The sequence below is a fragment of the Mucilaginibacter rubeus genome, from assembly GCF_014643835.1.
In the GTDB taxonomy this organism is placed as follows: domain Bacteria; phylum Bacteroidota; class Bacteroidia; order Sphingobacteriales; family Sphingobacteriaceae; genus Mucilaginibacter; species Mucilaginibacter rubeus.
This window is the reverse complement of record NZ_BMKD01000001.1, coordinates 560,320-572,927: the sequence shown is the minus strand read 5'-3', so window position 1 is coordinate 572,927 and position 12,608 is coordinate 560,320. Positions and strand designations below refer to the sequence as shown.

The window sequence follows — 12,608 nt, the reverse complement described above, 5'->3', positions numbered from 1 at the left end:
TGCTATCCGTAGCATTGAGCCAGGGGCGGTGCGAACGCTCCTGGTTACTTTCTTTTTGGGATAGCATTATGTAAGTATGGGGTTACTTCATAATGATAACCCTCCTTCCTTCAATTTTATAGTGAATACTACCGGTAAGCTTGATATTATCAAGCAATTCTTTAATGTCTTTATATTTTGAGATGGTACCGCCAAATTCATTTTCCTGAACCTGCGTATCCTGATACTCAATATCCACGTCATACCAGCGGCTCACCTGCTTCATGATATTCACAATGCTTTGATCATGAAATATAAAAAAGCCGTTTATCCAGGCCATATTGGCTTCAACATCGGCCTTTTGTACTTTTATTGATGAACCATTTTGGTTTACAGTTCCCTGTTGTCCAGGTAAAAGCATCACCGAGGCCGTTCCTTTACTCATTTTAACCGAACCTTCAAGCAAGGTGGTGGTTATATCGTCATTATCGCTATAAGCATTAATATTAAAATGGGTACCAAATACCTGCACCTGCGTACTGTTGGCCTTAACGATAAATGGATGAGCTTTATCCCTTGCTACCTCAAAATAGGCCTCACCGTTTAATTCAATTTCACGGTTCGCCCCGGTAAAATACTCCGGGAATTTGATTGACGATGCTGCATTAAGCTGCACCTTGGTGCCGTCTTCCAATACTACCTGGTATTGGCCGCCACGCGGTGTGGTGATGGTATTGATTTGTGGGATACCTGCCTGCCCTTGTTCGTTTGGCTTCCTGTCAAATTTATAAACCACTAAACCGTTGGCTGCTTTGCTTACTTTTACGCCCATCCCTGCTGCCAATTGACCATTTTTGGCGTCATCAAGTACTATTTTATTGCCATTGGCCAAAGTGAGATATGCTTTGTTGCTTCCGGGTAATATGGTTGTTTTAGTATTCTTAACTATTGTACCTGTGGTATTATCCTTTTTTGTAGGCATAAACAGCAAGCCAGCCAATACAGCTATAGCAACTAATGAAGCAGCCGCCCATAACCATTTGTAGCTCGTTTGTTTAAGAGGTTTTATGACGGTAGCTTTTTGCCTGCTTTCAGTTAATTTTTTCCAAATCCGCGCATGTACATCGGCTTCACTAACCTCTTCATCATCCCAAACCTCGTCGGCCAACTGCATTTCATCGCGGTATGCATCCAATAGCTGTTTTTCAGCATCAGTACATTGACCGCTCATATATTTTTCATACAGCGCAAGGAACTCGTTTTTAGTTATCATCAGGTTGCAATTGCAGGTTTATATGGTGTTAGTGTAAATTTTATGACGACACACACATACATTTCTAACTTTTTTTCCCACTCAGGCTTAAATGTTAAATAATTTTAACCGGCTTTTCCTACTTTTATCCAACCAATTGTATGTACAATTCTCATATTAGTGATCAGGAGCTGTGGCTTGCCGTACGTAATGACGATGAGCACGCGTTCGCCCTACTTTTTGACCGGTACTGGGTAAGGTTATATAAGACTGCCCTCCGGTACCTGAAAGACCGTGAAAATAGTGAAGAAGCAGTACATGATGTTTTCCTGAATATCTGGGATCGCCGGTATCAACTGGACATAGAATCTGTCCCCAATTTTCTGCTCTCGGCCATCCGCTACCAGGTTTATAATCGCATGCGTGCGGCAAAGCGCCCGGTCATCCTGGAATTAGATAATCTGGAAGCAGGCAATTTCCCCGACTACAACCAGGGTGATTTCCGGATCAAAAATCAGGAGTTGTTACAGGAACTGAGTTATTACCTGGAGAAGTTGCCCAAGCGCTGCCAGGAAATATTTTACATGAGCCGCATGGAAAACCTGAGTAACCAGGAAATTGCCGCCCGCTTAGGAATATCCAAACGAACGGTTGAAAACCAGATAACCGTGGCATTGAAACACCTAAGGAGCTGTTTCAAGCAAGTTTCAACGATGCTTTGCCTGTACTATATGTTTTTTAAATAATGCGGGGGGGGGATTGTGCACGGCTTTGCGAAGCCTATTGTCATTTTAGGTATGAAGAGCTATAGGGACTTCTGAGCTTTGATTAATAATTATGATTGAATGCTGATGTTAAACACATCTTTTAAAGCACGTTTGGCCGAATGGTAGCCGCACATACCATGTACCCCTCCTCCCGGCGGTGTGGATGATGAACAGATATAAATCCCCTTTGCCGATGTGCGGTATGGTGAGCGGCGCAATACCGGCCGGGTAAACAACTGGCCAATGTCAATTACCCCACCGTTAATATCACCTCCGATATAATTGGGATTATAGTTTTCCAGTTGCCCTGTGTTAAAAGTATGCCTGCCTATGATGCGTTCGCGGAAACCAGGGGCAAAACGCTCCACTTGTTTTTCGATAAAATCGGTCATGTCTTTGTTTGATCCGTTGGGAACGTGGCAGTATGCCCAGGCGGTATGCTTGCCCTGGGGTGCACGGGTATTATCAAAAAGGCTTTGCTGGGCCAGCAGTACAAATGGTTTTTCGGGGTGCAAACCGTCCCAGATTTGCTGTTCACATGCAGCAATTTCCCTCAGCGTACCGCCAATATGTACCGTTCCTGCTTGCCGGGCCTCTCCTGCTTTAAACGGAATAACATCGTCAAGCGCCCAGTCAACTTTAAAAACACCCATCCCGTAACGATAACGTTCCAGTTGCCATTTATACAATGATGAAAATTTATGTCCGGCAATTTGCAGCAGTTGTTTTGGCGTAACATCAAACAAAATTGTCTTTGCCGATGGCAGCTGATCAAAATTATTGATGTAGGTATTGGTTTCTATCCTGCCCCCTATTGATGTAAAGTATGATGCCAGTGCCTCCGCTATTTTTACCGAGCCGCCTTTAGGCACAGGCCAGCCTTTTAAATGCCCGTTAACCATCAATACTAAAGCAATTGCAGATGTGGTAAGATTTTTTAGCGGCAGAATGCTATGAGCAGCCATCCCGGCTAAAAGCCCTTTGGCTTCCTCAGTTTTAAAGCGTTTGGCCAAATAGTTTACTGAAGTTAAAGCATCCAGCCCAAAAGCAGCCAGGTGGACCGGATGTTTGGGAAAAGTAAGCGGACCTAAAACATCAGACGCCAAACCGGGCCACGAAGTTACCAGGGGGGCCATCAGTTTGATGTAGGTATCCCTGTCGGCACCTAACAGATTGGCAGTTTCAACAATGGCTTTTTTAAGTACCGCGGCGGTTCCATTATCAAAGGGATGCGCTGCAGATATTGTGGGATAAATATATTCAAGGCCGTGCTCACGCAGTGGCAGTGTTTCAAAAAATGGCGAACCAACTGCCAGCGGATGAATAGCTGAGCAAACATCATGCTTATAACCAGGCAGGGTTAGTTCTTCAGTACGTAAACCGCCGCCAATAGTACTTTTTCCTTCAAGCAGTAACACCGAAAGTCCGTTTTGTTGCAACAATATGGCTGCCGCAAGGCCATTTGGCCCCGAGCCTACTATTACTGCGTCATAATCATGCTTTTCCGGTTTCACAGGTATCTGTATTTTGGATTTGCCCGCTACTAATTTGCCTTAGTAAAACGCGCACTGACGATTTAAGTTATCAGGCACAATATACACATCATTTCTTGTCGCCTTACCTTTACGTTCTATAAATTCGGGCAATTTATCCTGCAAATGTCCCCCAAATCATGCCGGCAGTAAGGTGTATCTGCTAACATCTGGCCCCCTCCTCTTAATTCCTGATCTACATATAAACTATTAATTATACTTTCCGTATACAGTCAATATTTACATGATTTTTTGAATATTCGCAACATGAACCAAAACCTGCAGTTGGAATTTCCTTTTATTAAAAGGCGAAGAGTTTTATATGTAGCTACAAAAATTTCGTTTGCATTTTTAAATGAACCGAACTACTATTTATGAGATGTCCTCTTTTACGATTAATTATTAGTTGTCTGATACTTTGCCTTTCTTTTTTGTCTTGTAATCGATCACAGCCTCGCAATGTCAATAAAAATGGAGTTTACATCAAAAACGAAAATGGCAAATATTCGCTGTACCGTAATGGTGAGCCATTTTTCATAAAAGGAGCTTCCGGTTTTACAAATTTAAAACAGTTAAACGAGGCTGGAGGCAATACGATAAGGGTTTGGGACACCTTAAATTTAGGAAGTATTTTAGATTCGGCGCAGGCACATCATTTAGCTGTAATAGCAGGTTTGCCAATGCCACCAAGCGAAAGTATAGATGACTTTTATAAAACACCCAAAGCCAGTGCCCATGTGAAGACTATTGCCGGTATTGTAAATAGGTTTAAGCATCACCCCGCGCTTTTGAGTTGGTGCCTGGGCAATGAGCTTGCATTCCCTTACAAACCGAAATACAATCAGTTTTATACCATATTTAATGATGTGGTTGATATGATCCATCAGGACGATCCGCAGCATCCGGTTACCACAACCATTATGTCCTTTCAAAAGAAAAACATTGTCAATATTAAGCTACGGACGAATATTGACTTCATCTCGTTCAATGTTTTTGGCTCGATACAAACATTAAATGAAGATCTTCAAAAATTCAATTGGTTTTGGGATGGCCCGTTCCTGATAACAGAATGGGGAATTGAAGGGCCCTGGGTCGCGGACAATCAAAATGCCTGGGGGGCTTATATTGAAAATACCAGTACCAAAAAGGCTGAGCAATATCTTTATACCTATAAAAAGTATATGCCGGTTAATAACTCCAGGTTTCTGGGGTCGATGGTGTTTTATTGGGGTCAAAAACAGGAGCTAACGCCAACCTGGTTCAGTCTGTTTGATGAAAATGGCGCTGAAACCGAGGCCGTTCAGGTGATGCATTATATCTGGACGGGCCAAAAAGCGTCTAAGAAGGCCCCTGCATTGAAATATATGCTGGTAGATGGAAAAGGTGCCAGGGACAATATCTTGTTTAAGCCCGGCATAACAATAAACAGCAAAGTGTATCTTGAAGATCCTGATACTACCGGCTTAACATTTAAATGGCAAATATTTGCGGAGGATTGGTTCAAACCCAATGGCGTTTTTAACCAAAAGAAACCAAAGGAGATTAAAAATTTAATAATCGGGCATAGCGGACCGGACTTGAAGTTTAAAGTACCGGATCAAGAAGGCCCTTATCGCTTATTGGTTTATGTATATGATCAAAAGGGCTCTTTTGCTACCTCAAACACTCCCTTTTATGTATTAAAAAATCCATGAACAATATTATAAAACCACCTTCCAAACGGCAATTATTTTATTTAAGGCTGATGATTATCATCGGTTTGCTTTGTATGTTTTTTTTAATACATAGCCTGCTCAGAAAGTCAGTTATTGGTTATCAGCCACTGTATTGGCTATTAATATCAACCTTTGTTTATACCTTTTTTAAGGTAATATATGAGTGGTATCATTATTGGTCAATAAGTGTTCCGCCTGTTTTACCCATAACGAAACAATATACGGTAGACATATTTACCACGTTTTGCGCCGGTGAACCATATGAAATGATTGTTGAAACACTTACTGCAATTCAGGCTATACGTTATCCTCACGAAACCTTTTTATGTGACGAGGCCGATGACCCTTACCTGAAATCAGTTTGTAAAGAACTGGGTGTTCATCACATAACAAGAACTAAAAAGATCAACGCCAAAGCCGGCAATATTAATAACGCGTTAGCCCAGTCATCAGGCGAACTATGTGTAATTCTTGATCCTGACCATATACCCGTACCCGAATTTCTGGATCCGATAATAGCTCATTTTGATAACCCCGAAATTGGTTATGTGCAAATTGTGCAGGCTTATTACAATCATGACATTGGATGGATAGCTAAAGGCGCGGCACAACAAACCTATCAGTTTTACGGCCCCATGATGATGTGCATGAACAGTTATGGCACTGTGCAGGCTATAGGCGCCAATTGTACTTTCAGGCGAACAGCTTTGGAATCAATTGGCGGGCATGCTGCCGGGCTGGCTGAAGATATGCATACGGCAATGCAGCTCCATGCACGCAATTGGAAATCCGTTTATGTACCCGCTGTATTGACCCGGGGCCTGGTTCCGGCTACTTTGTCAGCTTATTATAAGCAACAATTGAAATGGTCGCGGGGTGTTTTTGAGCTTCTGGTGACTTCCTACGTTAAACTTTTTAGAAAATTCAACTGGCGGCAGAAACTTCATTACGGTCTTTTACCTCTATTTTACTTATCTGGTTTTGTATTTCTTATTAATTTCTCAATTCCGGTCATATCACTGTTCACAGATGCTTTCCCGTTAAGGATGGACTTTTCTGAGTTTTTAGTTATCAGTGTTCCTTTTATAACTTCAGTGGTTCTGATCAGGCATTTTGTTCAGCAATGGGTAATGGAGGATAATGAGCGGGGGTTTCATGTGGTGGGGGGATTACTGCTCATAGGTACATGGTGGGTTTTTATATTAGGTTTTGTCTATACTATTATCAGGAAGAACGTTCCCTACATAGCAACCCCCAAGGATATCAAAGATGAAAAAAATTTAAAAAACAACTTACCCAATATTGTAGTGTTGGTTGTATCCATCGCGGCTATTATTTACGGCCTTTACAACGACTGGAACCCCTATACACTTTTTATGTCCGGCATCGTTGGCCTGAATTGTATGTTCATGATATTTATGCTTATCGCGAGTTCAGAACTCAAGTTTCAGGCCTACCTGGATAAACATGCAACATTATTTACAGTTGTTTCAAAAATACAGCATGTTAAAGTATTTTTTTGGCTATTAAGAAGAAAGATATATTTCGGTGTAAGGAAAGTTAGCCTGATACTTAGCGTATTAGTGGTTGGCATCTGCATATATGCTTCTCAGGAAACGGATGAAGATACAAGTTTTAATGTTGCGCGTGGTTTCGATGCAAAGAATGATAATAGCAAAAAGTCTTTTGCCGAGTTCATCTCCTCATCAGATACCACCGGGTTATCCCAATTGATCAGGCGATCGCGACTTTATAATAGCGCTTCGAGAAAGTCTTCAGATACTTCGACAAATATTATTGAACAAGATCCAGTCACCGGTCAAAAACGTTTATCAGTAAACCCTCCATTTTTTTCTTCAGTAAAAGGCGTAATCTACTCTAAAGGAAACTACTGGTACAAGAACATAGCCCCGCTCACCAAAAAAATCATAGTTAATGATTTTGAAGACATTAGAAAAGCGGGGATAAATACCATAAAAATATATGGACCTAATATTTACGACCACTCAATTTTTGAAGCAGCAGCACAAAAGGGCTTAAAAATTAATTATAGCTTTTGGGTTCCTGCCCCATCAAGCTTCATTAATGATACCACCTACCTGCACGAGCAATTCAATATCATCCTTAACACCATAAATAAAAATAAATCAAACCCTAACATCAGTGCCTGGAACTTAGGTAATAGTACCTACCAGCAACTATCTCAATTTTATCATGGGCCACAGTTGTACCAGGCCCAACAGCATTATATCAATTTGTTAAAACGTTTGGTAAATGAAATTAAACATGAAGACCCAACAAGGCCATTAACCATCGACCTTTTATCCTCTCCCACACTCAACCCTGCTATGCAAATATTAAAGGGGCAAATACCGGCAATTGATGCTTTCGGAGTAATTGTTGATAATAAACGGTCATTGAAATATGTTAGCTGTGATTTTAAAACGCCTTATTTTTTCAGTTGCACTGATCCCGGTGCACTCGAAGGTGTACAGCATTCCGGCGGAATTTTTTACGCTAACTGGCAGGATCAACAAAGCGGCACTGCTGTCACGTTTGACGGTTTAAAAGATGTATGGGGCAGAAATAAACGTTACCTTTATAAAATAAGCAGGAACTGGAATGGCAATACACCTATCTATAATTTGCCCGATATTAAAATACTAAAACCTGCATTAACAACTACTCCCGGAGCATCCCTGCGCTATAACGCCCTGGTATTTTCCTACGGCCATTGGAATATCGCCGCCTATTTAAAAACCGGATTGAAATTTGAATGGTATCTTGTCAAAACAGACAATTTGGGTAACGCTATCGGCATGAAAAAGGTAGGAAGCAGTCCGGACGTATACATTACGATTCCAAAAAATGACGACAGATACAGGCTGTACCTTGTTGCAACCGATGGCAATAATGTAACTGTTGATTACGCAACATTAAATACCCCTCTTCAAAATTAATCGTCAATGAAAAAAAAGTCCGTAAAGATTTATTTAGCGATCAGTTTAGGTATAATCTTCGTTATATCCTTTTGGGGCATTAAACTTTTCCGCAGTGATTATTTTACAAATGACTACTACCGCAGCAACGAACAGGTGGTTGGCATATTTAACCGCAGGAATTTAAGTGATACCTTACCGGCCAAACCCATTATTTGTTACACGGCAGTGTTTAAAAATACAGCTATAAGGTCAAGCCGGGGCAATGTTGAAACAGCTTTGGCTAACAATGATGTATTAATTACCGTGGAAACCTGGCTTAAAGGCGTAGATTATAAAAACAACGTTTTAACTGAAGTGCTCAATGGTAGTTTTGATAAGCAGATCCATGAACTGGCTGTTTTGGCGGCAAAAAGTCACCATCAGGTTTTTATCCGCTGGAATCCTGACATGGAAGTACCGGCCAGCATATTTCCGTGGCAATATAAATCGCCTAAAGACTATATTATTTCATTTAATTATTTTTCAAAAAAAATTAAAATGATTGCCCCAAAGGCACAAATCATCTGGGGGCCCTCAGGTTATCCCGGCGATACCGAATACTGGCCCGGAAATAAGACTGTTGATTATGTAAGTATAACACTTGGAAGCAAATCAGAAGATACCACTCACTTTTATCCAAAAGACAGCACGGTTTCTGATATGTTAAAACATAAGCTCCATCGCTTAAGGTTTATAGACAAACCGGTATTGATCATAGATAATAATACCGGAAAAACACCTTTTAAATACAGTTGGCTAAACCAACAAAAAGACTACTTTATAAAATACCGGAATACCGTATACAGTGCCGACAACTACGCGGATAGTGCCGCTAAAAAGCCGGCAAGGACCTCGCTCAAGATTGGGGTATTTGATCCAAATAAAAAACTGCTCAATCAACCGAGAATTAGTGTAGAACATCTTTTTACAGATTGGGGCGAAGTTGAAAGAGGCGATTTTGAGAAAAAATTTTCGGAGGTCATTAACCGTCACCATGAAGTTATTGTAACTATGGAGCCATGGCGTGACACCAGCGGAATACCGGATACTGCTGTTATGGAAAGTATTTTAAACGGCCGTTATAACAAACAGATTAAAAAATTATTTAATATAATTTCTGCCACACCGAATATCGTTTATCTCAGATGGATGCATGAAATGGAGATCCCGATCCACCGGTACAAGTGGCAAAGTCAGGATCCCGTTAACTACATCAACGCCTTCAGATATTTTATGCAGTTTGACGGAGGGCCGGGCAAAAATGTCAGAAAGGTTTGGGGACCTGCCGGCGACCGCGGCTCGGCAGATTTTTGGCCCGGAAGCGATGTAGTAGATTATATCAGTATAGCCATTTACGGTTTGCCGGATAAAAACATTACCGATCAGGATAAGCAGGAAGCCTTTAGCACCATATTTAACCGAAAATATTTTCGGATGAGGTTTCTTGATAAGCCTTTGTTCATAACCGAATTTGGTGTGAAGGGATCAGAAAGCTTCCAGGACAAATGGCTTGCCGATGCCGCTGAAACAATAAATGCAAACCCTCATATTTTTGGCGTTTGCTACTTTAATTTGTATGACAACCCCAAAGCCTGGGGTGATATTAAAGCCCCTAACTGGAGTATTACTCCGCAGTCGATGCTTAAATTTTGCAGTTTATTGAAACAGTAATCATATTAACGATTTGTAAAATAGATCACTTATATTTTCATATTAAATAAATTTTTTAAATTATAAAACATAAAACATTGCCCATGGTTGTATCATAACACTATCTACTCTAAAATCAAATGTTATGTTTCACCATGTAAAAGAACTACAATTTAACGCGCGCGTATCGCGCCCCGACCCACAGTTTGCCAATTTATTACTGGAGCAATTTGGCGGAGAAAACGGCGAACTGGCAGCAGCCATGCAATACTTCACCCAGGCCTTTGGTGCCAAGGTGCCATACCCCGACAAATATGATATGCTGATGGATATCGCCACGGAGGAATTCAGTCACCTTGAAATTGTGGGCGCCACTATTCAAATGCTCCTCAAAGGCGTTAATGGCGAACTTAAGAATGCTGCCGACAGTTCCGAGATCATGCAGGTTTTGAATGGTAAAGCTGCCAAAGAAGATATTATTCACCAGGCAGTATTCGCCAATCCACAGTTTGGCGTTATTACAGGCGGCGGTGTTACGCCCCGCAACAGCCAGGGCATACCATGGTGTGCAAGTTATATTCATTCAAATGGCGACCTGACCGTCGATCTTCGCAGTAACCTTGCCTCAGAGTCACGCGCCAAGCTCGTTTATGAACACCTAATGAAATTCACCAATGATCCTTACATTCACGAAACACTGTCTTTCCTGATGACCCGTGAAGTGGCGCATTACAAGATGTTCGAAGCGGCTTTAAACGATATCCAGCCAAACTTTCCACCAGGGGTACTGGCAGCCGATCCACGCTTTGCCCAGCAGTATTTCAATATGTCTAATGGTGCCGACGTTCACGGCCCGTGGAACGAAGGCGAAATGCCCGATTTGGAAAAAGAATTCATTTACATAGCTGACCCGGTCAAGCACGTAAGGGAAACACAGGGCCTCACCCAACTGGAAGATGATAAGGCGAGGGAACTTAAACAGGCCGAAAAGCTGAATAAGCAAATGAGCCAGGAAAAAAGCACAGAAGTAAAGGACTCTGAACCCGAAGGCGTGGCGCAATGGAGTACTTATCCTGATAATAATAACAGAGTCTGAAATACTAAAAAAAACAATGCTACCGGCCGTCATCCTGCTGATGACGGCTTTTACTAAACAGTTGCCCAGGCGTTTTTAATACCGCTGACTTCCCCCCCCTTTTCGAGAGCTTTATATCGATCGATTTTAAAGAAAGTTTATTAGATCTGCACTCCCGTGTTTACAAAATATTTTCTAATTTTTTCAATATTATAAACATTTAAGAAAAAAAATCATTATTTAATTAAACAACTTCTAATAAGAGTCGGCATTCCGTTTTATTTAATCAACTCAACAACAAATTTTTTTTTTAAGAATTTATGATAACCAAAGAAGAAACACCGCAAAAACAGGACAGGCAGCCAGGCATTGAAGCAAAGATGCATCCGGCTCCGGAATACATTAAAGACAACTATAAAGCTGCCGGCAAATTGCAGGGAAAAATAGCCCTGATTACCGGAGGCGACAGTGGGATTGGCCGCGCGGTAAGTGTACATTTTGCGCAGGAAGGTGCCAATGTGGCCATTGTTTACCTGGATGAGGATGAAGATGCCAAAATAACAAAGGACCTGGTTGAATTAACAGGTCAGCAATGCCTGCTCATTAAAGGAGACGTAAAAGACCCCGCCTTTTGCAAACACGCGGTACAACAAACTATAAAAGAATTTGGCAAGCTGAATATCCTGGTGAATAATGCAGGTATGCAGTTTCCGCAAAAAGACGTTAGGGCGATTGACCCCGGGCAACTGGATGTTACCTTCCGCACCAATATATTTGCCTATTTTTATTTTGCAGAAGCTGCATTAGATCATATGCATGCAGGCGATTGCATTATCAATACCACCTCGGTAACGGCCTATCGCTCTTCGCCTTCGCTTATTGATTACTCATCAACCAAAGGCGCTATCACCACGTTTACGCGATCACTGGCTACCAACCTGACAGAAAAAGGGATCCGCGTTAACGCCGTAGCGCCCGGACCCGTCTGGACACCGCTTATTGTATCCACCTTCGACGAAGAAAAGATCAAAAAGTTTGGCAGTGAAACGGCTATGAAACGTGCCGGACAGCCTTCTGAGCTTGGACCCGCCTATGTTTTCCTGGCTTCAGACGACTCTTCCTTTATTACAGGCCAGGTAATCCATGTTAACGGCGGCGAAGTAGTAAACGGATAAGGTGACATCTGATAAAAGTAAACCCAAGAGCGGCATCAGTTATCTTCCTCCGGGCAGACAGGCTTGTTTAGCAGTAAAAGACAATCACCTTTTTTTAAACGTTATAATAGCATCACCATGAAAACAACAAATCTAATTATTGCGGTCGCTCTGTTGCTCTACGTCAGCACCGGCTGTAATCCTGCCGATCGAAATAGAAAAATAGGTGGCTCTACCGATAGCAGCAGTGTAAACAGGGGCGGCGGGCCATCCATCTCCGACACAAGCACCATAAACAGTGCAAGGAAACAACACCTACAGGATTCCTTAACCGGAGATACCACATCGAAAGGCAACGTGCCGCCGAGCGGCCAGCTGCCTAAAAAATAAGCGCTGTCGGTAAAGCTACCCCACGTTCAATACCAATTGCCTGTCAATTTTTATAACCTGTAAATTAAATATTTTTAATCTCCTTAATTTGTATTTAACTTATATTTATCCAT

At 41.7% G+C, this 12,608-nt stretch carries 9 protein-coding genes; 7 read left to right on the top strand and 2 right to left on the bottom strand.

What is annotated here, in order from left to right; all coding sequences use genetic code 11:
* Positions 1-82: 82 nt before the first annotated feature.
* Positions 83-1,252 (bottom strand): FecR family protein, encoded by a 1,170-nt coding sequence (locus tag IEX80_RS02330; RefSeq protein ID WP_188831815.1) that lies wholly within the window; start codon positions 1,250-1,252, stop codon positions 83-85.
* Positions 1,253-1,392: 140 nt separating this feature from the next.
* On the opposite strand from IEX80_RS02330, the gene IEX80_RS02325 reads away from it, so the two are divergent.
* Positions 1,393-1,977, top strand: a complete 585-nt coding sequence (locus IEX80_RS02325) for an RNA polymerase sigma factor (protein WP_188831814.1) — start codon at positions 1,393-1,395, stop codon at positions 1,975-1,977.
* An 89-nt stretch (positions 1,978-2,066) separates the two neighbouring features.
* On the opposite strand, the gene IEX80_RS02320 is transcribed toward IEX80_RS02325, so the two are convergent.
* Complete coding sequence (locus tag IEX80_RS02320) at positions 2,067-3,512, bottom strand: phytoene desaturase family protein (protein WP_188831813.1); 1,446 nt, start codon at positions 3,510-3,512, stop codon at positions 2,067-2,069.
* Positions 3,513-3,961: 449 nt separating this feature from the next.
* On the opposite strand from IEX80_RS02320, the gene IEX80_RS02315 reads away from it, so the two are divergent.
* From IEX80_RS02315 to IEX80_RS02290, 6 genes are all read left to right on the top strand, one after another.
* A complete protein-coding gene (locus tag IEX80_RS02315; RefSeq protein WP_229701490.1) occupies positions 3,962-5,224 on the top strand; it encodes a glycoside hydrolase family 2 TIM barrel-domain containing protein in 1,263 nt (420 codons plus the stop codon).
* A 287-nt stretch (positions 5,225-5,511) separates the two neighbouring features.
* Positions 5,512-8,205: a glycosyltransferase family 2 protein gene (locus IEX80_RS02310; protein WP_229701489.1), complete on the top strand. Its 2,694-nt coding sequence runs from the start codon at positions 5,512-5,514 to the stop codon at positions 8,203-8,205.
* Positions 8,206-8,211: 6 nt separating this feature from the next.
* A complete protein-coding gene (locus IEX80_RS02305) occupies positions 8,212-9,897 on the top strand; it encodes a glycoside hydrolase family 26 protein (RefSeq protein WP_188831810.1) in 1,686 nt (561 codons plus the stop codon).
* Between the two features lie 124 nt (positions 9,898-10,021).
* Positions 10,022-10,972: a manganese catalase family protein gene (locus tag IEX80_RS02300; protein ID WP_188831809.1), complete on the top strand. Its 951-nt coding sequence runs from the start codon at positions 10,022-10,024 to the stop codon at positions 10,970-10,972.
* Positions 10,973-11,271: 299 nt separating this feature from the next.
* The gene (locus IEX80_RS02295; protein WP_188831808.1) at positions 11,272-12,126 is read left to right on the top strand and encodes an SDR family oxidoreductase; all 855 of its coding nucleotides are present in this window, start codon (positions 11,272-11,274) and stop codon (positions 12,124-12,126) included.
* Between the two features lie 117 nt (positions 12,127-12,243).
* On the top strand, positions 12,244-12,495 hold the full coding sequence (locus IEX80_RS02290; RefSeq protein WP_188831807.1) for a hypothetical protein: 252 nt from the start codon (positions 12,244-12,246) through the stop codon (positions 12,493-12,495).
* Positions 12,496-12,608: the final 113 nt, after the last annotated feature.